This window comes from Chitinophaga pendula (assembly GCF_020386615.1).
In the GTDB taxonomy this organism is placed as follows: Bacteria; Bacteroidota; Bacteroidia; order Chitinophagales; family Chitinophagaceae; genus Chitinophaga; species Chitinophaga pendula.
Window position 1 is genome coordinate 284687 of sequence record NZ_CP077769.1, and the last position, 21490, is coordinate 306176.

The window sequence follows — 21490 nt, forward strand, 5'->3', positions numbered from 1 at the left end:
ACCTTACATTACTTAACCAGCAATACTATATGATCAATATGTTCAGCCTCGAGGGAAAGACCGCGGTCGTTACCGGATGCAAACGGGGAATAGGCAAAGCAATGGCAGTCGCCCTCGCAGAAGCAGGCGCCAATATAATAGGAGTCTCCGCTTCCCTCGAAAAAGAAGGGAGCGAGGTGGAAAAAGAAGTCATCGCCGCCGGAAGAAAATTCTATGGCTTTCAATGCGACTTTGGAAATCGGGATGCTTTGTATAAATTTATCAAGGAGATAAATGACGGATTCCCGGTCATAGATATCCTGGTAAACAATGCCGGCACCATTCTTCGTAAGCCTGCCGCAGAACATCCGGATGAATATTGGGACGAAGTGATCAATATCAACCTCAACGCCCAATTTATCCTGACAAGAGAAATTGGCAAAACAATGATTGCACATGGAAAGGGAAAGATTATTTTTACAGCATCACTGCTTACCTTCCAGGGTGGGATCAACGTACCGGGATATGCTGCCAGCAAAGGAGCAGTAGGATCCCTGGTAAAAGCTTTCGCAAATGAATGGGCCGCTAAAGGTATTAATGTCAATGCTATCGCACCTGGCTACATAGCCACCGACAATACCTCGGCGTTGCGGGCAGACGAAAAAAGAAGCAGCAGCATTCTCGAACGTATACCCGCCGGCCGCTGGGGGCAACCCGAAGATTTCAAAGGCCCGGTAGTATTCCTGGCTTCTGATGCCGCAGATTATGTCCATGGCACTATATTAACCGTAGATGGAGGATGGATGGGAAGATAAACCACATCCCCCGGGAGGACAGACAATTCCACGATGGCAGGTAAACAGTGAACAGTGGACGGCAAAAGGCATAATACCACCTCCACGCTTTAACAGCTAATTGCTGACATATGAACAAAAAATCAGAAAAAACGATCGTAGACATCGCACAAGAACTGCAACTATCAGTATCTACCGTATCAAGAGCGTTGAACGATCATCCCAACATCAGTGCCCGAACGAAAGAGAAAGTAAAAAAAATGGCACGCAAACTGGGATATCGCCCAAATGCATTGGCAGCCGGCCTGCGTAGCAATAAAAGCAAAACAATAGGCCTGGTAGTACCTCGCATTTCCATGTTCTTCCCCGCAGCAATCAGTACCATCATACAAAACAAACTGCAGGAGCATGGCTATAACCTGATCATCTGCCAGTCCAACGACTCTTACGAACAGGAAGTAGCATTGGTCAACACCCTCTACTCCGCTCGTGTAGATGCTGTCGCTGTCTCCACCACCTTGCATACCACCGACTTTTCCCATTTTGACGTGTTCACACAACACAATATCCCCCTCGTGTTCTTCGATCGCGTACCTAAAGACTATAATGTAAAGGTTATAAAAGGCGACGACTACCTCGGTGGATATACCGCTACCGAACACCTCATCGATAAAGGATGCAAAGATATCGTACATATCTCCGGTCCCCTGTCCTGTAACCTCTATGTCGAACGCGTGGCCGGATACAAGGCCGCCCTCCAGAAACATAAATTACCCTTCAAAAAATCCAGGGTATTTTATCAGGAATTAACAAGGGACAACGCCTGGCAGGTATGTGAAAAAATATTCGCACAACCGCCATACCCGGATGGCGTCTTCGCTGCCAACGATACCACCGCTATCACGATACTGGAGTATTGCCGTACCATAGATATCAAAGTACCGGAACAATTAAAGATCGTAGGATACTCCAATGACCCGCGTACTGAGATCGTAACACCCCCCATCACGTCCGTAGATCAACATCCATCACTGATGGGAGAAAGAGTCGTTGCTGCACTCATAGAACTGATCCAGTCACCAGCCTCCGGCCCGTCTAAGTATACACAGGAAATTATTCCTACACAGCTGATCGAACGATTATCTTCCGCCGCCGCCACACCCGTGAAACAACCGGCTAAGAAGAAAGCCAAATAGAATGACATTAAAAGCAGGTAGCCAATACCTGCTTTTAATACACTAATATTTCAAACGTTTGCAGTACGCTATTCGTCAACCTGATGCAGGTCTGCACCCTTGTCAGACGCACACTAAATATTACTTGTACTCGATATGAAAAAACTAACACTGATCGCATGCCACCTCCTGCTAGCAGGAATGATCACACAGTCGCAGGCACAACAGAAAATGAGCCGCCGGGAAATCATAAAACTGGCAGATAAAACATTGTCCTTCGCCGGAGAACAATACAAACGCATGGCCACCACCGTACCAGATAGCCTGTTACCCAGAACGACCAATCCCAAAGATGGTAGCCTGGTAACCGCCAAATCCAACTGGTGGACGTGTGGCTTCTACCCAGGTACCCTCTGGCTGCTCTATGAATTCTCCAAAGATGAAGCGTTGAAAAAAGAAGCACTCAAACGCCTGGCCGTTGTGGAAAAAGAACAGTATAATAAAGGAACACACGACCTGGGCTTTATGATGTATTGCAGCTTTGGCAATGCCCTCCGCATCACCAAAGACCAGCGATATAAAGACGTCCTGGTTACCAGCGCCCGCACACTGTCAACCCGCTTTAACCCAACGGTCGGATGTATCAAATCCTGGGACCATGGACAATTCACATTCCCTGTTATCATCGATAACATGATGAACCTCGAATTGCTCACCTGGGCCACCCGCACCACCGGCGATACTTCGTTTAAACATATCGCCACCACCCACGCCAATACAACGATCAAAAACCACTTCCGCAAAGATTACAGCTCCTATCACGTCATCGATTATGATCCGAAAACAGGTGCCGTACTCCAGAAAAAAACTCACCAGGGAGCAGCAGATAGCTCCGCCTGGTCAAGAGGACAAGCCTGGGGCCTATATGGATACACCATGATGTACCGGGAAACCAAAGACAAGGCCTACCTGGAGCAAGCCCGCCATATCGCCGACTATATGCTCAATCATCCCAGGATGCCTAAAGACCTCATACCTTACTACGATTATGATGCACCTGGCATCCCTAATGTTCCCCGCGATGCATCCGCTGCCGCTGTAATGGCCTCCGCATTGCTCGAATTGAGCCGCTATACCAGCGGTACAGACACCAAACGCTATTGGAACGCCGCCGAACAGGTACTGATCAACCTCGCCAGCCCCGCTTATCTCGCAAAGGCCGGAGAAAATAATAACTTTATACTAATGCATAGCACCGGTTCCTTCCCCCACAATTCAGAGGTAGACGTACCGCTGACCTATGCCGATTACTATTTTGTAGAAGCGCTCCTGCGATATAAGCAATGGGCGAAATAATATAAAGCCTTGGATAGAAGGAACTTTTTAAAAGCAATACCAGTGGCCGGCGTGGTGAGTACCATACCGGCCACTGCCGATTGGTGGAGTACACCGCCCACAATTACAGCAGATCCAGCATCCGCCGCCGGGAAAGATCGATCCTACTGGGCAGCCTTACTGCAGCAGATCGCAACTCCAGTCCTCGAACACCTGGCCAAAGGACAGCTCAAGCAATGGATGCCAACGGAAAAAGCTCCCCAATACGCAAAAACGGTAGAGAAAGTGACCTACCTGGAAGCATTCGGACGCACCATGGCGGGTATCGCTCCCTGGCTGGAACTAGGCCCTGACAATACTGCCGAAGGAAACGTAAGGGCGCAACTGATCAAATACGCATTGGCAGCCACTACACAAGCTACCAATCCCGCTTCCCCCGATTATATGGATTGGTCCGGCCAACATGACGCACAACCGCTGGTAGATGCAGCCTTCCTCGCCCATGCCTTCATTCGCGCACCCCAACAACTATGGCAACCACTGCCACCAGAAGTGAAATCAAGCGTGATCAATGCCTTTAAAACACTTCGGCAGATAAAACCAGGCTACAACAATTGGTTGCTGTTTGCCGCCATGATAGAAATCGCACTACTCAATTTCGGTGAAGCCTGGGACCCTATGAGAGTAGATTTTGCTGTCAAAAAACACCAGGAATGGTACAAAGGAGATGGCGTGTACGGCGATGGACAGGATTTTCATTTCGACTACTATAACGGTTTTGTCATACAGCCAATGCTGGTAGATATCCTACGTATCCTGGCAGAAAAAGGAAAAGGAACAAAAGCAGGGTACGACGAAGCCGTCCGTCGCATGCAACGATACAGCGTTATACAGGAACGTCTCATATCCCCAGAAGGTACCTTCCCCGTGGTCGGCCGCTCAATGACCTACAGAAACGCAGCCTTTCAACCACTGGTACAACTGGCATTGCAGGAGCAGCTACCGCCGGAAATCACACCGGGACAAGTGCGTGCCGCACTCACCGCAGTCATAAAAAGGATATTCGAAACACCGGGCACCTTCGATAAAAAAGGCTGGCTCCAATTAGGCTTCTGCGGACACCAACCCGAAATAGCCGATATATATACTTCTACCGGTAGCTTATACCTCTGTACCACCGGCTTTCTGGCCTTGGGATTACCTCCGGCTCACAACTTCTGGACCTCACCCGCAAAACCCTGGACAGCCCAGTTAGCCTGGTCAGGCAAAACAATACAGAAAGATCATGCCCTGTAAATACTAACAGGTAGTACCGCATAAAGCAATACTACCTGTTAGTATCTGTCAGAAATAAGGTTAACCCTGACTGCTAAGGTCTACCAACCCGTATTTAATACCAAAAATAACCAGTCCCACTCTCGTTTTTACCTTCAACTTCTCACAAAGACTGCTCTTATAATCGTCAATAGTACGCGGACTTACAAACATCTTCTGCGCTATCTCCTTATACGATAACTCAGAACACAACAACTGCAGGAAATATTTCTCCTTCGTGGTCAGCTCGATCTTCTCACTCAACGATAATACATCTTTCTGCAAACCAGAGATCAGCTTACCAGATATATAGTCAGGAAGGTAAAAATCCTTTTTGATCAGGGAATCAAAGGCCTCTTTCAGATCTTCCGGCTCCACATTCTTCATAATATAGCCTTTAGCACCGGATTTCAACATCTTGATAATCACAGATTCATCGTTAAGCATAGACAATGCCATGATACGGATCTGCGGATAATGCTCATTGATCCAGACCGCGGTATCATATCCATTCATGCCTGGCATGTTTACATCCAGGATAAGGATATCGGGCAACTGCATCTCACGGCTGTTAATGATCTTGATTACTTCTTCTCCGTTATTGGCTTCAAATAGGATGAAATAGTCATTGAATGTATTAATTAATCTGCTTAGGGCCTTTCTTACTAGGACGTGGTCGTCTGCTATGGCTATGCTATATTTCGTTTTCCGGGTGCTCATGGAACGATTGTTTAATTACTGGAATGCAAATGCGGATGGTTGTTCAGCCATTCGTCACACTGTTTATATAAAAAGAACCGCCAATCATCATGGCCCTTTTTTTCATGTTTCGCAATCCCAGCCCTTTGTGTTGATCAGTAGATGCCAACTGGCTGGTGGGGTCGAACCCGATTCCATCATCGGTGATCTGCAGGTAAATCTTGTCCTGCTCTCTGAAGATCTTAACCTCCAGTATCTTGGCTCTTGCGTGCTTCAGTATGTTGTTAAAAACTTCCTGTACAATACGAAAGATGATAATCTCACTCTTGGCGTCGATCAGGTTGCGAATGTCCGTAAAAATAAAGGAAGTTTTGAACAAATTGAACCTCTCTAGCTTATTCAGCTCAAATTGAATAGCTTTCACAAGACCAATTTCTGCAATACGATCGGTATGTAATCCCTTGGACAAGTCAGCTAGCTCCGTAATAGCCTTATTAAGCATCTTACGGCAATCATCCAGGTAAGAAGCCGCTTCCGTATCAGCAGTAATAGGCGCCGTAGCGAGTGAAATGGATACAAAGGTCAGCGACTGACCTATATTATCATGGATCTCTTGCGCAATATCTCCAAAAGTAGCTTCCTGTATCTCCAGCTGAGAACGCAATAACTCCTGCTCATACCGCTCCTTCAACAGGTTCAGCTCCTGGTTCTGGGCAAGCTGCTTCTTCTGATTGAGTACCACCATAATAACAATGAAACCGGCCAGCACCAGCAAAAGCATAGTACTCGTTACTATTGCGATATAGATTTCCGGAAACTCAGATTGCATAAGAAAGAGATGCTGAATAACAAGTATAAAAGAACGTTCAGTACCGTATGGAAAATGTAAATGCTATTATATAAATAGTCAGGCAGATTACGCAAAAAATTTAACAAACCGTACACGGGTATTGTACACGTATAAAAGAATAATACCGCCGTAGTAATCCAAAACGCAGGATCATTCAGCAAACTCTGTTGCTTGGGACTCCTGATATTCTCCTTGAAATAAAAGATACTGATCAGCCCCAGGATAATACAACCCGGAATATAGGTATTGGTGTTAAAGATGTCCGGCCCCTGGATAAACTGGATGTTGATCAACGCCAATATAGGATAAACAATCATAGCCACCACCAACACCCGCTGCATCTTTTTACTAACCAGGAAGCCTCTTAAGAGATAAATGAAGAAGGGAATGTTAATAACACTGTAGAAGTTATACAGCTTGAGATTCTGCTGACCACTTTGCATCAAACGCCAGCTGGTAATCTCTACCCCAAGTGTGAAGAATAAATAAACAGAAAGTATTCTCAGATATACAGGCGATCTGCCATTAATAAAACTAGAAGTACTTAAAAACGTGCATAGTATACAAAAGACCACATGGACTGGGAGGGATGGCATATCAGATGAATCAGGTTTATTATATGTCACGATTAGCTAGGTCAGATAATAACATTGTCCAGGCTAAGTTAATAAAGTGCAGGTAATAATAAGGAACCCCCGGATCATACTAATAAAAGAATTGCCAGATAGGGTCTTATCTGGCAATTCCTGTTATATGACTTTGTCGGCAAGCAACCACATCATTAACGTGCTTCTACCGGTACATCTTTCATAAACACTTCCGGCGGAAGGCCAAATGTTTCAGTAGGCCTGCAGAAGGGAGGACAAGCAGAACCAAGGTTGTAAGCAACAATCTCAGGCCCCTGTTTCGTGGAAACATACAGGTCCTTGTTTTCGCTTTTACCGGATTCACTGGTTTTCTGCTGCGTGGCGACAAATACAACTGTCTGCCGATCTTGTAAAAGTACATTTTCTTTATAGTCAGAAGGATATACCCCGAAGTATACTTTTATGCCATCCGCACCAGCCGCTGAGGCTGTATCCAGGAAGTGACGAAGTTCGTTCAGGCTGTACCATACGCTAAGAGAGTCGCTTTTACCTATGATCCTTGAGTTTTGTACCCACCTGGAATCACGATAGTTCTGACGAAGGGTATTTACGTGTTCGGCGTTTACAAATTGGCCAGCTTTTGAAGTTAATTTAACGGCACTCATAGAAGGAATTTTAGGTGATTGATCTAATTGACAAATTAAAACTAGGCCGGATTTAGGACAATAATGTAGCGTAAATTTATAATAATCATTAGATAATGAGTATTGTAAATTTATAATATCAACTCAATCAGTAAATAGCGAGATTTGCGAATGCGAATATCCGATAAATTCAGATTATTTTATGTGGTATTATGCAATTTAATCTGCGTGAATAACGGTATTTTTCTGCCGTATAAATACGGTCCTGTCTCCAATCAAGCCATTAGCCAATATTTCTTTACACACACGTTGGTCATAGAATGAGTACCCTAAAGATCGTAAAAACGCCTACACAAAACACTGAATAAATATCGGGGTAAATGATACCGGTGTTTACGCAGTTGATATGTGTATAAACATCCACTTAAACTAAGAAAATAGCCGGATTTTTTTTATGTAATAGGCGTAGAATATTCGTCATGAAACGAAAATTCATATACCATAACTATATGAAATTTAACTGTATATAACGATTTTTGCGCTGCGTGAAATTTGGGGGCGTTTTATGATATTACATTTTGTTTGAATCCATTCACCGGGGCCTTCCTTCGCAAATTGCTTTTCAGAATCGTGTTTTGACTAATTTTCCATTCAGATTAAGAGCCTGTTTGTTAATAACCCCATAAATATTATTTGTACCCTTGTGAAAACCCTCTATTGTATTGTCCCCCCCCAAAGTACCATATGGCCTGTTTTATAACAGGCCTTTCTTTTTGCCCTAACCCCAACAAGAAGTACAGGGCCAATCCTTGCCCTATGGCACATGACGCTTCCGGAAAAGCACAAGCGGCAGCCGGAACCCCGGCTACCGCCAATACATACTGTCATTGCCCTGTTTATTTCCTGGGTTTGCTGCCCATGTAAAATGTCAGCGTACCTCCATTCAGAATATCTGCATGATTGATAAACGGATGTTGCAACGCCTGCCCGTTCAATAACACTCGCTGTACATACACATTACGATCACCCTGGTTTTTTACATCCACCGTGAAAGACTTCCCATTCTCCAACCGTATCGTAGCATGCTCCACCGCCGGACTACCCAACGCATACTTCACATCCCCCGGGCACACCGGATAAAATCCGAGCGAACTGAAAAGATACCACGCACTCATCTGCCCACAATCATCATTACCCCCCAAGCCGTCAGGAGTAGGACCATACATTTTCTTAAGGATCATACGTACCCGCTCCTGGGTCTTCCACGATGCATTACACCAGTTGTACAAGTAGGCTATATGATGAGAGGGCTCATTACCATGCACATAATTGCCGATGATACCGTCCCGGGTAATATCCTCCGTATCAGCAAAAAACTCATCAGGCAAATGCATCGTAAACAGGGAATCCAGGTGCTTCACAAATCGTTTAGGCCCTCCTCCCATAGCAATCAGCTCCTCGGGGTACTGCGGCACATAAAGACTGTAGTTCCAGGCATTTCCTTCTATGTACCCCTGGTTATGCGTCTTTAATGGATCAAACTCCTTCCGGAAGTTACCGTCACTCATCTTCGGACGCATAAATCCAGTCTGATTGTCATATACATTGCGGTAATACCGGGAACGCTTGCTGAAATCCTCATAAATATCCTGCTTGCCTAGTTTCTTTGCCACCTGCGCAATACACCAGTCATCATAGGCGTATTCCAGCGTTTTGGATACAGAAGACCCGTTCTTGTCCTCAGGGATATAGCCTAACTGCATATAATATTGTAATCCGTCAAAACGTTGGTTCCTGGCTGTATTTACGCAGGCCTCCAATGCTTTCTCCTCGTCAAATGGAGCATTACCTTTCATAATGGCATCAGCTATTACAGACACACTATGGTAGCCGATCATACACCAGTTCTCATTCGCATAATGCGACCATATCGGAAGCATACGTTGTACACTCTGGTCATAATGCGCCATCATAGACTGTATCATATGCGCATTGCGCGTAGGTTGCACCACATTGAAGAAAGGATGTAGCGCACGATAGGTATCCCAGAGAGAAAAAGAAGTATAATTTGTGAATCCTTCTGCCTTATAATTATTCTGATCCAGTCCCCGGTACCCGCCGTCTATATCCATATAGGTCGTAGGCCCCAGGAAAGTATGGTACAACGCCGTATAGAAGTTTACCATATCTTCCGCATGGGTCGTCTTCACATCTACTTTGTGCAGCTCCTTGTTCCACAACGCCACACCCTCCTGCCGGGTCTTGTAAAAATCCCAGTGCGGTATCTCTGCACGTAGGTTCTGTAAAGCTCCTTGCGTACTTACCGGTGATAACGCAAATTTTATTTTGACCTTTTCTCCGTCCGTAGTTTTGAAATCAAAATAAAGCCTCATCTGCCGGCCCGCCATCTCCGGGAAGTTCCGCGTCTGATCAAATTTCCGCCAAAAACCCTTGTACACATTATTATCTTTCGTCTGCTGACCATACTGGTAAAATGGCTTCGAAAACGTCATGGCGAAATAAACCGTTCGGGTACGTGCCCAGCCATTCGTCTGCCGGTAACCGGTGATCAGCGTATCATTCTCAACACGGATAAACGTCCAGACATTTTTGTTATCATAATTATACAGGTTAGCCATCAGGTCCAGGATAATATGCGCCTGGTCCGTTTGAGGAAACGTATATTGATGAAAACCTACCCGGTTAGAGGCCGTCAGTTCCGCCTGTATATTATACTCATCCAGCTTTACCTTATAATAAGCAGGGGAGGCTTCCTCCTGCTCATGAGAAAAAGTGGAGCGATACCCGCTTTCGGGATGCGTCGCCGTACCCGGGTTCAATTGCAAAGGACCAGTAGTAGGCATGATCAGAAAATCTCCCAAATCCGAATGCCCCGTTCCACTAAAGTGCGTATGACTAAAACCAGTGATCGTTTTATCGTCATACTGATAACCAGCACAATACTTATACACATCCGGATTATACTTGCCATTCATTTCATAAGGAATCGTATCCGTCTCAGGACTGAGCTGCACCATCCCGAAAGGAACAGTCGCACCAGGATAAGTATGTCCCATACGTTGGGTGCCGATGATGGGTTTAACATATTGTGTCAGATCATCTGTGGCTGATTTTTGTTGCGCCAGCGCTGGCAACGAAGTGCAAAGCCATGCGGTGGCAAGCAGGATCTTATTCATTTGCGGGTAATTACAATTTATTGGCTGATGAAGATAAAAACTTCTATATCCGGTATCCGTAAAGATAAATCGGTTTAGCAATTATTTCAGCATAAATTAAACCGCCAGGACCAACTGATTTGTGGTTTGATCTTTTCTTTCTAAATCCACTTTGTTTTGAATAATATTTAACTGTAGTGTAATTTCTATAGTTTTTGAATAATTTAGCAGGAAATAATTATACGTTGTGAAACCAGTTTTAGTTATAAAGTTTGGTACCGCCTCCATCACCAATCCGGCAGGGGAGCTGGACGAGGCCGTGCTGGCAGAAATTGCCCGGCAGGTAGCCACCTTACATACCACCTATAATATTGTATTGGTATCATCCGGCGCCGTAGCGGCAGGAAAACGTTACCTGAAAAGTTATAATGCCAGTATAAGTGAGCGAAAAGCGGCAGCAGCCATCGGCAACCCGCTTTTATTACATAAATACGCAGCCTATTTCGAACCTTATGGCATCGCCATCGCTCAAAGCTTATGCGAACGGCAGCATTTTTCTAACCGGGACCAGTTCTTGCAGCTGAAAAAAACCTACGAAGAACTGTGGGCCAGCAACATCATACCCATCGCCAATGAAAACGACGTAGTCAGTAGCCTGGAATTGAAATTCTCCGACAATGACGAACTAGCTACCCTGATAGCAGTCGGCTTCGGCGCTTCCTCCTTATTATTCAGTACCTCTGTAGCGGGAGTACTGGATGGAAATGGACAGGTCGTACGCGAGATACCTCTGATCGATAAGACAGCCCTGGCACTGGCCGATGGGAAAAAATCCTCCCTAGGACTGGGTGGTATGGTTTCAAAACTCACCTTTGCCCGCCTGGCTACCCGTATGGGGATACAGGTAGTGATATTTGGTGTCCATACCCCCGATGGCATTCTGAAAGCAATGACAGGAGAAACCGGCACCTTGTGCCTCCCACAACCTTGCAGTATGCCGGCCCGGAAAAAATGGCTGGCCAGCGGTAGCCTGGTCACAGGCCGCCTCCGGGTAGATGCTGGGGCCGAAGAGGCATTGAAGAACAGGCACAGCCTGCTGGCAGTAGGAGTGTTGGCCGTACAGGAACGTTTCGAGTGTGGAGAAGTATTTGAGATCGTTGGCGAAGCTTCCCAGGTAATCGCTGTAGCCAGAGCCAAAGTTTCTTCCGATGCAATTGCCGGAAAAGGTAAAGTGCAGAATGTAGCCATCGCTCATGTAGACGATATCGTATTGCTATAATCTAACTACTCCCTTCATCTAACAACCACCTTATTATAATATGGACGCTTTATTACCACTGTTGGAACGGGCGCAGCAGGCTACCCTCTCTGTACGGACACTCTCAGACCACCGGCAGCAATCCCTGTTGCGATCCCTGGCTGCAAGACTGGTAAGATCTGCGCCTGCTATTCTCGCTGCCAATCAGCTGGACCTGGAACGCATGGCAGATACTGATCCCAAAAAAGACAGGTTGCTGCTGAACGATGCCCGTATACAGTCGCTGGCAGATAGCCTCCTGGATATAGCAGCATTACCAAACCCCGTAGGTGCCGTAATACTGCAACGCACATTGGACAATGGCCTGACTGTGGAAAAGATCAGCGTACCGTTAGGGGTCGTTGGGGTCATCTACGAATCCCGCCCCAATGTAACAGTAGATGTAGCCGCCCTTTGCCTGCGTTCCGGTAATGTATGTGTACTACGGGGTGGTTCCGATGCCATACATACCAACACTTGCCTGGTCGGATTGATACAGGAAGAACTGACCGCTCACCAGGTGGACACGGCAGCTGTACAGCTTTTACCGGTAGAAAGAAGCCTGGTAGAAGAGATGCTGAAGGCAGTACGATTTATAGATATTATCATCCCCCGGGGCTCGCAGCAACTGATTGAATATGTCAGACAACACTCCAGTGTACCTGTCATCGAAACAGGGGCCGGCGTATGCCATACCTATGTCGAGCAGACTGCCCGGCTGGAGAACGCCGCCCGGATCGTCACAAATGCAAAAGTATCGCGACCTTCTGTATGTAATGCACTGGATACCATATTGGTGGACAAAGCAATCGCGCAGGAGTTATTACAGCTCCTTTCAGCTTCACTGGTTGCCTATAACGTGGAAATATTTGCAGATGTAGCTGCCTATGAAATATTGACCGCCGCTGCCTATCCCTATTTACAGCAAGCAACCCTTGCCGACTTTGGACGAGAATACCTGGACTATAAATGCTCAGTGAAGGTTGTGGCTGATGCCGAAGAAGCCCTGGAACATATCCGCCGCTATTCTTCCAGGCACTCGGAAGCCATCATTACAGAAAACGTCGTGTTGGGCGAACGATTCCTGCAGGAGGTAGATGCCGCTGCCGTATATGTCAACGCATCCACTCGTTTTACAGATGGAGGAGTATTCGGCCTGGGAGCCGAGATCGGCATATCTACCCAGAAACTACATGCCCGTGGGCCTTTTGCCTTAGAAAAACTGGTGACAGAAAAGTGGATCGTGAGAGGAAATGGGCAAATAAGATGATCACGGGATAAAAAAGGAGAGTAACTGGCAAGATAAGGGGCGCTTAGACACATGAAACCATAATAACCTATCTTACCGGATTACTCTCCCGCTAACACTATCTATTATTAAAAACTAGCTATTGTTAATTTTCGGCGGCCTTGGTCAACTGAATGTTCATATGCAATTTGATCTCATCGCTTAATACAAGACCACCTGCTTCTGTAGTCGAGTTCCAACGCAATCCATAATCCGAACGATGCAGCCGCCCCTTAAGTTCAAACCCTGCCTTTGTTTGTCCCCAGGGATCCACCTGTATACCTGCATATTCCACATCCAGCTCTATCGGATGCGTCTCATTGCGGATAGTCAGATGTCCCAGGAGCTTATATTCATCCTGGCTGATCTTTTTTACCTGCTTGGACGTAAACTGGATCTTGGGAAATTGTGCTGCGTCAAAAAATTCTCCGTTCTTAAGGTGCTCGTCCCGTTGTTCGTTTTTAGTGTCCACACTGGCTACATGTGCCTCAAAAGTGATGTTGGCGTCATGAAAATCATCACTGTTTGTCAATACAGTACCTTCAAAATCCCTGAAGTTTCCACTCACATTAGTGATCATAAGGTGTTTTACCTTGAAGCCTATCTCGCTGTGCGTTGTGTCTATTTTCCAGGTTGCCATTGTCGTTCGGTTTTTTAAATTGGTAACTTTAAGTGTACGTCTGTCATAAAGACAATGTAAAATTAATTGTTGCAACAATAATCGGCGTGGACAATTTGCCGGAAGAAGTGGACAATTTTACCTTATCACGTTAAAGTTGTGTTAAAGGGACTTACGTATAACCGAAGCAGTATCATCGAGCGTCTTCCTGGATGGTGGAAAAAAGTAATTGTCCCCGAAACGGAGCCCGAAACCATCCTGCCGGAAACGAGGAATTACATGCAAATGAATATGGAAAACTTCCTGCATCGCCGCTTCTCCGTCCGCCATAAGAAAGTTAACGCCTTCACAGCGCAGTGGACTTTTGCGAAGGGCAGCATTGATCCTCATACCTATCTGGAATAGATGCCCCCCGACTACAGGATCAAGATCCTGTACATATGGAGCGTGTACCCGGGGAATGACCAGCACATGGCCGGCATTGACAGGCTGGATATCCATAAATGCTATGCAGTGCTCATCTTCATGTACCAGGCTTACAGGCAGCGTACCTTTCAATATCTTACAAAAGACACAATGGTCAGGATGTTCTTTCATGATGACTAAATATAGGCAAAATGACAACCTTTCTGTTCCCGGTTAAAAATAATAACAGGCATTTTCCCAATAGTAAAATTGTCCCCTTTTCGACCAAGGTAGGGGCAATCTAATAACCAGATGTACCATTGATGTAGTACGAAACAGCGATTTGTGGCTGATCTTCGATGTTGTGATGTAGTAATGACGTAGTAGGAAAGAAGGTAATTAGCAAACGCTATCCTATTTTTGAGCACCATCGTACAGAACTAAATTCCCGTTATGGCGCAGCAGGTCTGTACCGCGTAAAAGCTCGACAGAATAATTCCAACGATTGTGAACCCAGTAGTTCTCTTTATCAACCAGATCACATTAACAACGCGGTATTGTCACATTAGCAAGCTCCTACACAAATAACTCGCAGACTGGCACTATTATCACTCGGACAGGGATGCTAAATACCCATATCCGGCATGGCGCAGAAATATAGCACGGAGCAGTTATTCTTTCTTCTATTAAAACCCAAAACACATGAAACATTCTACAAAACGTAAGTTTTCCTTTTTTCCTTTTCTCCTTGCCGCACTGCTAAGCAGCAGCAGTAGCTATGCACAATTGTGGTGGGGAGACGAATTTGATGGTAACACACTCAATACCAGTAACTGGAACATCGACCAGGGCAATGGTGGATTTGGTAATAACGAGCTGCAATATTATCGTGCACAAAACATAAGCGTTAGCGGTGGACAATTAGTAATCACCGCCAGAAGAGAAAACTTCGGTGGTAATGCCTACACCTCCGGTAAGATCACCTCATCTGGAAAACGCCATTGGGGAAGTGGCTGGATAGAAGCTCGTATGTCTATCCCAATGGGACAAGGACTATGGCCTGCATTCTGGATGCTAGGCACCAACATAGGTAGCATCGGCTGGCCTAAATGTGGGGAGATCGACATCATGGAACACATCAATAATGAGAACCAGACACATGGTACCATCCACTGGGACTCCAACAACCAGCACGTATCCTACGGCGGATCCGTAGCCACTACACCCGCTGGCTGGCACAACTACCAGATCAACTGGAATAGTACCTCTATCAGCTGGTATGTGGATGGTGTAAAATTCTGGGAAGCAAACATTGCCAACAATATCAACAGCACAGAAGAATTTCACCGCGATTTCTTCCTGATCCTCAATCTGGCAGTAGGTGGCAACTGGCCGGGTAGCCCCAATAGTAGCACCCCTTTCCCTTCCGCTTTAAGAGTAGACTATGTACGCGTATACCAACCGGCAGCTTCGCGTGAAACCAACACGAAGGAAGGCCGCACTTTTAGCACAGAGTTGACACCGCAGGAGAAACTGGCGCCTATCTCAGAAGAAGGCAAAGGCGTGAATGTATTCCCCAATCCGGTGGTGAAAGGGAACTCGCTGACCATAAAAGTAAAAGATTATGATCCGACCGCTTTAGTACATGCTTCCCTGGTAAACATGGAAGGAAACGTGATTACCAATAGCACGGAACATAGTCAGACCGTAAGCCTGAATACAGGTGCAGTACCTAATGGTTACTATATCGTAAAAGTGGCCAACGGTAATAATACATACAGTCAAAAAGTGCTGGTACAATAGCCGGTTCAGCGCCCGGTCAGCTACTTCCGCAGCAACAGGTTAGCTACCGGGCGTCCGGCACATTTTAAAAAGACCATTCAGATTCCATAAATGAAAAAACAACTACAAACACAACATCTATGAAATTCATCTATTCACTACTGTTCTTATGTCTTATTGGTATTACCAGCCAGCCAGCCAGCGCCCAGCTTACCCGCCTGCGGGCCGATGGGCCACGTGTAGTTAATGCAGCCAACCAGGAAGTACTGCTGAAAGGAGTCGGTCTGGGAGGCTGGTTGCTGCAGGAAGGTTATATGGTCAAACCTTCCTTTTCCGGTGGTGGTACCCAATGGTCTATTAAAAAACGCCTGTACGACCAGGGGCAAACCGATGCACAGGTAGAAACTTTCTACCAGGAATGGCGTAATAATTTTATCACGAAAGCAGACATCGATTTTATCGCGTCCAAAGGATTCAACTGTGTCCGCATACCCTTGCACTACGAACTGTTCCTCACCGCGGCACAACGGGCCGTTCGTAACAGCGTAGCACGTAACTCCGGTAATTATAATAACTATGTGAACTCGATGACCACTTGGTACAACAACAACCAGCTGTTCACCGACGCTAACCTCGAAGGATTCCGGGTAATAGATAACCTGCTCAGCTGGGCTGGCGCCAACAACCTGTATGTGATCATTGACCTGCATGCAGCCCCCGGAGCGCAGGGTACAGATGCCAATATCTCCGATGCTTTGGTGGGTAATGACCTCTGGAATAAAAGCATATTCCAGGATATCACCGTACGCCTATGGACCCGAATCGCCAGCCGTTACATCAACGATAACCGCGTAGCTTTCTATGACCTCATCAACGAACCTAACAATGTGCCGGATAACCGCTGGATTCATGATATTCATGAGCGGATTATCAATGCCATCCGCGCACTGGGCGATACACACCTGATCATGGTAGAGGGTAATGGATTCGGTAATAATTATAATTACATGGAACCATTCACCTTTACTAACCGTACTAACCTCATCTATAACTCTCATCGCTATTGGAACTCTACTTCTGTTACTGCTACCGATAACGATCCTAACCAAATCAGCCTGATCGGCAATATTGTGAACTTCCGCAGAACACATAATGTACCTGTATGGGTAGGTGAAACCGGCGAAAACAATAACACCTGGTTAAGAGATAATATCAACGCACTGAATAGCCAGGGTATCGGGTGGTGCCACTGGACCTACAAGCGGTTTGATGGCCAGGAGAATGCCGCATTGATGCGTATCAATCCTCCCTATCTGATGGATGGAGCCGGCAATATGAGCGCGGTACTCAATAATATTCGCTTTGCAAACTGTATTGCTAACAATAACACTATTGCTGCAGTGGCACCAGGTATCAGCACACCCGCCAATCTGCCTATCGGTCAGGTGATCACCTTACGTGGCTTCAATAACCAGTTTGTAAGTGGTGAGAACGGTACGCAGGCCATGCGTTGTGATCGCCCCACTGCCGGCACCTGGGAACAATTCACCGTAGTAGATGCCGGGGGCGGAAAGATCGCACTTCGTAGCATGAATAAGTATGTATCTTCTGAAAATGGGGCGGCCGCTATTACCTGCAGCCGCGCTACGATCGGCGATTGGGAACGTTTTGATGCAATAGCCTTACCGGATGGTAAAGTAGCTTTCCGTGGCAATAATGGTGCATTTATCTCCTCAGAAAACGGGACACAGGCAATGACCTGTACTCGTCCAAGTGCCAGCGGCTGGGAAGCCTTCGGTTGGGCCACAGTAGGCGGCGCACGCGAGTTCGGCGCAAAACCGTCTGAAACATTCACTGACAACAGCGTTACACGTGCCTACCCCAATCCCGTAAAACGGGGAGGTAATATCCAAATAGAAGCTGGCGATTATAAAGCCGGTGGCACAGTAACAGTAGTGATATCCGATATGCAGGGCAAAACCGTGGCCACCTATAAAGAAAATAGACGCAATTTCAGCATCCCCACTGCAGGATTGAATAGCGGTATATATATCGCTCATATCAACAGCGGCGCGGTGCGCAATAGCATAAAGATCGTGGTAGAATAAGGAAGAAACTGTGTGATCGGACCAACTCACAGCGTATACCTCGTTCTATTTAACGGAGGAATGGAGCATAATATAGCGGACGTATAGTCCGCTATATTTTTTTATATAATTATGTTGAAAATCAATGTGTATATTAAATACTTGATTCTGTTTCGATTTGTTTAAATTGAAAATATTGATATAATTTAGACATGAAATTAGACACAATATTTTCATATGGCAATGTTAGTGATTTCCAACTCGTATATATATGGTACGTGGTATTGTAATGATGGTAGGGCTAGAGCCTCAACAGGAATCAAAGGGCGATCAATAAAAAAGGAGCAAGTAGATGGAAGAGATCAAGACTGGGGGCTTGTTGATATTGGAGCTTTGAAGCGATCTGAGAAAATGATACTTAACAAAGTAATAGATGCTATCACCAAATATAAGGAGAGTTGCGCAAGGCTAGGCGAACCACTTAAAAAAGTAGACTGCGAGGAAGCTATAATAATTGCGTCTGGCCGGCTGCCAAAAGATAAGAATAGATTTATCACAGATTATGAAAGTATGATTAAAGACATGAGAAGTGGGAAATTACTTGTTCCCCGATCTCAAAAGCGGTATGCGTCTGCCTCAATTGACAATTATCAATGGGCATTAAATAGGATTTTATTGTTTGTGGAAGAACAAGGGATGAAATTAGAATACAAGAGAATAGATAAAAAATGGGTTGAAAAATACATACAATGGTTGACTGAGAGACAATTGTCAAAAAATAGTTTGGCGTTCTCACTACAGTATCTTGCAGCCTTTCTCCGTAGAACATACGATGATGACAAGCACAAAAATCCTATCGGGTTTGACAAGGTTTTTAACGTTTCTTCTGAGGAATCTGACACGGTTGCGGTCAGCATACCAGAGCTTGAAACAGTTTATAGGCTCACGACTTCACTATCTAGGGAGCGGGCACGAGATGTATTTGTCTTTGGATGTTTTGTTGGTCTAAGGGCTGACGATCTTCGGAAGATAAATCACTATATTCTGGTTGGTGATTATTTTGAGTTTCATACTGGGAAAAGTGACGAAAGGGTTATTATTCCGGCACATCCAGTAGCGAAGGAGATTTGGAAAAAGTATAACGGGAATATGCCGGTATATAAATACAATAGTGGCCTAGCTAGGGGAATTTGTTCAGTGTTTAAACAGGCAGGTATCGATACTCCTATATTAGTAGCAATTACAAAAGGTGGAGTAAAAGGTTGGCGTTATTACCCTAAATATGATCTAGTATCACCACATACGATGCGACGTACATTTGCCACTAACGCTATAAAGGCTGGTATACCGACTAGAAAGGTAATGCAGTTTACAGGACATACTACAGAGGATTCATTTAAGAGATACGTTAAGTTAGATAAGAAAGAGAATGCCGAAGACCTGGCATCACACCCCTTTTTTACTACTCCCCTGTCTCAAAGTCACTAAAAAATAGTTAGGATTTGTATTAATAATACACAACTATTTGCTTAGTAATTGGTTATTAACGATTTTTTAAGGATTTTTTTGCTAAATTAGTATAGGCTATAACGTTATGTGAATGCGTCCTATCGACGTGTAGCCAACTGTGTATATATAATTTTACTAATATTCTGTACTATACTGCACAAATCAGATTCAGCCACATGCTGTTTGTTGTAGTACAAAATCCTAACTATGCGAGTCAGCAAAAAGTGCAAGCGCCAACGAATCTCTAGAACCATGAATCAAAATCGTCTAAAATTAGACGCGATTTGGCTTTTATTCGAGACTTTACCGTCTCTTCAGAAACACCCTCTAATAGAGCCATCCTCTCCGTATAGTCGTGAACCAAAGCAAGTAATAGGGCCCGTTCTCGGCTAATTTTATCATTACTTTCAATACCAGCGGCTAACAGAAGTTCCTGTTTAAAATGTGACCTAAAGTCCAGTACGTGTTTTTTTGTAACTTCTTTGCTCCCTCCCAAGAGGCCGGACAAGTAAGTCCTAGTTATATGCATCCTACCTGCGATGTCATCTACAGTCAAACGTTGCCCTTGGCTTTTTGCCCAAGCCTTTACAGTATTGACAAGTTCGTTAAGTGTATCTTTGTTATTCATTTATTAATAATTATATATAAATAACTAAATAAAAAATGTATATAATTTATACATTTATACACTAAATGTATAATAATTCTACATACCTTAGCGGAGGTGATGCAAATGTAAGATGTATCAACAAACGAAACAACCGGAAAAATCCCCTTTTCATGAAAGACATAGTTGTATCAGCGCTTACAGGAACAACAGTACAAGATGTAGAATTGTTGTTTAAAAGTATAAGATTGGAACCAATACTAAAATCCTTCGAAATTTCACGTAGCAAAGTGAAACGTATTTTGCTTACAGGCAAGGCTTCTAGTCCTGAAGAATACATAAAAGCTGCACAGGTTTACAAAACAGCGAAGGAACACTTAGAGATTAAAGAGAAGGCAAAGGAGATTGCATCTTCTATTTAATATTTTATAAAGATTACAACGTAGATTTTATGCCCGCCACGGGTACGAATTCCTATTGCCAAAAAAGAATAAAATGCAAGCTATACAAATCATGAGTATTACCGCAGATCAGTTTGTAAAAATCGTTTCGGACGCGGCACGCGTAGCGGCGGATGAGGCGGTAGCAGCTGTATTACACCGAAAGACGGATCTTAATGAGGACGTGACGGTAAGTTTGATCGCCAAAGAATGGGGCGTAAGCAAGCAGACCGTGAAAAATAGAATCGATGCTCACAAGGTGCCATATTGTAAGTTGGGCCGAGAAGTCGCTATAAAAAGGAAATGGTTAGACACCATCAAAACTATGCCCAGGAAAGATATTTAATACTATACAAACCGTGTGTACATGTCATCTCTAAGTCCGAACAAGAATAGGTATATCATTGTATCTCCTTTTATGACAGGGCTTGAATTTCTCGTATTTGATTCGTATACCGCTCGTTTTCTGATAGATTCGACGCCGGGGGCGAAGGTGCCGACATATACAAAGAAAGTAGCAAAGTTGTTGATCGAAGCACATAATGCAACATGCATATCATTAGGACGAATCATGCCTGTAAATATGTTACCTATTTACCTTCCTTCTGAATATTTGAATTATTAAACTTGGAGGGTTAGAATAATGTAAGCCTGTTTTAAGCCTACTAACTCAATTTCCATTAACTATAGGCCATGCTTAAAGATTACTAAACATTTCGTTAATCAGCGCGAGGCGCAATAATAAATAAACAAGTATGGAACAATACTTTTTAGCCGCCCAGGTTGGGCTGTATACCCTTGCTATGCCCGTAGGTATCGCATTGGCCTTCGTTTTTGTCTACGATTTCTTTATCCAGAACTGTCACAGTAATGAACACACAGCGTAGGTGGTGTTACAATTCA

At 44.8% G+C, this 21490-nt stretch carries 19 protein-coding genes; 12 read left to right on the forward strand and 7 right to left on the reverse strand.

Annotation, left to right across the window (positions count from 1 at the left end):
* Positions 1 to 29 precede the first annotated feature (29 nt).
* From kduD to KTO58_RS01075, 4 genes are all read left to right on the forward strand, one after another.
* Positions 30 to 794: a 2-dehydro-3-deoxy-D-gluconate 5-dehydrogenase KduD gene (kduD, locus tag KTO58_RS01060; RefSeq protein WP_095841167.1), complete on the forward strand. Its 765-nt coding sequence runs from the start codon at positions 30 to 32 to the stop codon at positions 792 to 794.
* Between the two features lie 110 nt (positions 795 to 904).
* Positions 905 to 1969 (forward strand): LacI family DNA-binding transcriptional regulator, encoded by a 1065-nt coding sequence (locus KTO58_RS01065; RefSeq protein WP_095841166.1) that lies wholly within the window; start codon positions 905 to 907, stop codon positions 1967 to 1969.
* 135 nt (positions 1970 to 2104) lie between these two features.
* Entirely contained in the window at positions 2105 to 3304 is a 1200-nt protein-coding gene (locus tag KTO58_RS01070; protein WP_095841165.1) for a glycoside hydrolase family 88 protein, read from the forward strand.
* A gap of 9 nt (positions 3305 to 3313) precedes the next feature.
* On the forward strand, positions 3314 to 4579 hold the full coding sequence (locus KTO58_RS01075; RefSeq protein WP_095841164.1) for a DUF2264 domain-containing protein: 1266 nt from the start codon (positions 3314 to 3316) through the stop codon (positions 4577 to 4579).
* 60 nt (positions 4580 to 4639) lie between these two features.
* Here KTO58_RS01075 and KTO58_RS01080 read toward each other — a convergent pair whose 3' ends face one another.
* From KTO58_RS01080 to KTO58_RS01095, 4 genes are all read right to left on the reverse strand, one after another.
* Complete coding sequence (locus tag KTO58_RS01080; RefSeq protein WP_095841163.1) at positions 4640 to 5317, reverse strand: response regulator transcription factor; 678 nt, start codon at positions 5315 to 5317, stop codon at positions 4640 to 4642.
* Positions 5318 to 5360: 43 nt separating this feature from the next.
* Positions 5361 to 6125 carry a sensor histidine kinase gene (locus KTO58_RS01085; protein ID WP_225860001.1) on the reverse strand — a complete coding sequence of 255 codons (765 nt, stop codon included), beginning with the start codon at positions 6123 to 6125 and terminating at the stop codon, positions 5361 to 5363.
* Positions 6126 to 6927: 802 nt separating this feature from the next.
* A complete protein-coding gene (locus KTO58_RS01090) occupies positions 6928 to 7398 on the reverse strand; it encodes a hypothetical protein (protein WP_095841160.1) in 471 nt (156 codons plus the stop codon).
* An 875-nt stretch (positions 7399 to 8273) separates the two neighbouring features.
* Complete coding sequence (locus tag KTO58_RS01095; RefSeq protein ID WP_095841159.1) at positions 8274 to 10574, reverse strand: GH92 family glycosyl hydrolase; 2301 nt, start codon at positions 10572 to 10574, stop codon at positions 8274 to 8276.
* A 226-nt stretch (positions 10575 to 10800) separates the two neighbouring features.
* Here KTO58_RS01095 and proB point away from each other — a divergent pair, with 226 nt between their 5' ends.
* Together proB and KTO58_RS01105 are read left to right on the forward strand one after the other, a co-directional pair.
* Positions 10801 to 11832: a glutamate 5-kinase gene (gene proB / locus KTO58_RS01100; RefSeq protein WP_095841158.1), complete on the forward strand. Its 1032-nt coding sequence runs from the start codon at positions 10801 to 10803 to the stop codon at positions 11830 to 11832.
* Between the two features lie 40 nt (positions 11833 to 11872).
* Positions 11873 to 13120, forward strand: a complete 1248-nt coding sequence (locus tag KTO58_RS01105; protein WP_225860002.1) for a glutamate-5-semialdehyde dehydrogenase — start codon at positions 11873 to 11875, stop codon at positions 13118 to 13120.
* A 124-nt stretch (positions 13121 to 13244) separates the two neighbouring features.
* On the opposite strand, the gene KTO58_RS01110 is transcribed toward KTO58_RS01105, so the two are convergent.
* On the reverse strand, positions 13245 to 13778 hold the full coding sequence (locus tag KTO58_RS01110; protein WP_095841156.1) for a YceI family protein: 534 nt from the start codon (positions 13776 to 13778) through the stop codon (positions 13245 to 13247).
* A gap of 141 nt (positions 13779 to 13919) precedes the next feature.
* Complete coding sequence (locus KTO58_RS01115; protein WP_095841155.1) at positions 13920 to 14354, reverse strand: HIT family protein; 435 nt, start codon at positions 14352 to 14354, stop codon at positions 13920 to 13922.
* A gap of 510 nt (positions 14355 to 14864) precedes the next feature.
* On the opposite strand from KTO58_RS01115, the gene KTO58_RS01120 reads away from it, so the two are divergent.
* The 3 genes from KTO58_RS01120 to KTO58_RS01130 all read left to right on the forward strand — a co-directional run bounded on the left by KTO58_RS01120 (position 14865) and on the right by KTO58_RS01130 (position 19519).
* Positions 14865 to 15965, forward strand: a complete 1101-nt coding sequence (locus tag KTO58_RS01120) for a family 16 glycosylhydrolase (protein ID WP_095841154.1) — start codon at positions 14865 to 14867, stop codon at positions 15963 to 15965.
* A 119-nt stretch (positions 15966 to 16084) separates the two neighbouring features.
* On the forward strand, positions 16085 to 18052 hold the full coding sequence (locus KTO58_RS01125) for a cellulase family glycosylhydrolase (RefSeq protein ID WP_095841153.1): 1968 nt from the start codon (positions 16085 to 16087) through the stop codon (positions 18050 to 18052).
* 216 nt (positions 18053 to 18268) lie between these two features.
* Positions 18269 to 19519 (forward strand): tyrosine-type recombinase/integrase, encoded by a 1251-nt coding sequence (locus KTO58_RS01130; protein ID WP_095841152.1) that lies wholly within the window; start codon positions 18269 to 18271, stop codon positions 19517 to 19519.
* A gap of 265 nt (positions 19520 to 19784) precedes the next feature.
* Here the strand turns inward: KTO58_RS01130 and KTO58_RS01135 are convergent, their stop codons facing one another.
* On the reverse strand, positions 19785 to 20168 hold the full coding sequence (locus KTO58_RS01135) for a hypothetical protein (RefSeq protein ID WP_095841151.1): 384 nt from the start codon (positions 20166 to 20168) through the stop codon (positions 19785 to 19787).
* A 152-nt stretch (positions 20169 to 20320) separates the two neighbouring features.
* On the opposite strand from KTO58_RS01135, the gene KTO58_RS01140 reads away from it, so the two are divergent.
* The 3 genes from KTO58_RS01140 (at position 20321) to KTO58_RS28750 (ending at position 21474) form a co-directional block, all read left to right on the forward strand.
* The gene (locus KTO58_RS01140) at positions 20321 to 20569 is read left to right on the forward strand and encodes a hypothetical protein (protein ID WP_157753298.1); all 249 of its coding nucleotides are present in this window, start codon (positions 20321 to 20323) and stop codon (positions 20567 to 20569) included.
* Between the two features lie 73 nt (positions 20570 to 20642).
* Complete coding sequence (locus tag KTO58_RS01145; RefSeq protein WP_157753297.1) at positions 20643 to 20933, forward strand: helix-turn-helix domain-containing protein; 291 nt, start codon at positions 20643 to 20645, stop codon at positions 20931 to 20933.
* 409 nt (positions 20934 to 21342) lie between these two features.
* Positions 21343 to 21474: a hypothetical protein gene (locus tag KTO58_RS28750; RefSeq protein WP_255408031.1), complete on the forward strand. Its 132-nt coding sequence runs from the start codon at positions 21343 to 21345 to the stop codon at positions 21472 to 21474.
* The last annotated feature ends 16 nt before the right edge of the window (positions 21475 to 21490 follow it).

Bases quoted from the DNA above. Each gene is read 5' to 3' on its own strand.
- KTO58_RS01080 (WP_095841163.1), bottom strand. From the start codon at position 5,317: ATGAGCACCCGGAAAACGAAATATAGCATAGCCATAGCAGACGACCAC.
- KTO58_RS01130 (WP_095841152.1), top strand. From the start codon at position 18,269: ATGGCAATGTTAGTGATTTCCAACTCGTATATATATGGTACGTGGTAT.
- KTO58_RS01095 (WP_095841159.1), bottom strand. From the start codon at position 10,574: ATGAATAAGATCCTGCTTGCCACCGCATGGCTTTGCACTTCGTTGCCA.
- KTO58_RS01140 (WP_157753298.1), top strand. From the start codon at position 20,321: ATGAAAGACATAGTTGTATCAGCGCTTACAGGAACAACAGTACAAGAT.
- KTO58_RS01115 (WP_095841155.1), bottom strand. From the start codon at position 14,354: ATGAAAGAACATCCTGACCATTGTGTCTTTTGTAAGATATTGAAAGGT.
- KTO58_RS01135 (WP_095841151.1), bottom strand. From the start codon at position 20,168: ATGAATAACAAAGATACACTTAACGAACTTGTCAATACTGTAAAGGCT.
- KTO58_RS01085 (WP_225860001.1), bottom strand. From the start codon at position 6,125: ATGCAATCTGAGTTTCCGGAAATCTATATCGCAATAGTAACGAGTACT.
- KTO58_RS01090 (WP_095841160.1), bottom strand. From the start codon at position 7,398: ATGAGTGCCGTTAAATTAACTTCAAAAGCTGGCCAATTTGTAAACGCC.
- KTO58_RS01145 (WP_157753297.1), top strand. From the start codon at position 20,643: ATGCAAGCTATACAAATCATGAGTATTACCGCAGATCAGTTTGTAAAA.
- KTO58_RS01125 (WP_095841153.1), top strand. From the start codon at position 16,085: ATGAAATTCATCTATTCACTACTGTTCTTATGTCTTATTGGTATTACC.
- kduD (WP_095841167.1), top strand. From the start codon at position 30: ATGATCAATATGTTCAGCCTCGAGGGAAAGACCGCGGTCGTTACCGGA.
- KTO58_RS01070 (WP_095841165.1), top strand. From the start codon at position 2,105: ATGAAAAAACTAACACTGATCGCATGCCACCTCCTGCTAGCAGGAATG.
- KTO58_RS28750 (WP_255408031.1), top strand. From the start codon at position 21,343: ATGGAACAATACTTTTTAGCCGCCCAGGTTGGGCTGTATACCCTTGCT.
- KTO58_RS01105 (WP_225860002.1), top strand. From the start codon at position 11,873: ATGGACGCTTTATTACCACTGTTGGAACGGGCGCAGCAGGCTACCCTC.
- KTO58_RS01110 (WP_095841156.1), bottom strand. From the start codon at position 13,778: ATGGCAACCTGGAAAATAGACACAACGCACAGCGAGATAGGCTTCAAG.
- KTO58_RS01065 (WP_095841166.1), top strand. From the start codon at position 905: ATGAACAAAAAATCAGAAAAAACGATCGTAGACATCGCACAAGAACTG.
- KTO58_RS01120 (WP_095841154.1), top strand. From the start codon at position 14,865: ATGAAACATTCTACAAAACGTAAGTTTTCCTTTTTTCCTTTTCTCCTT.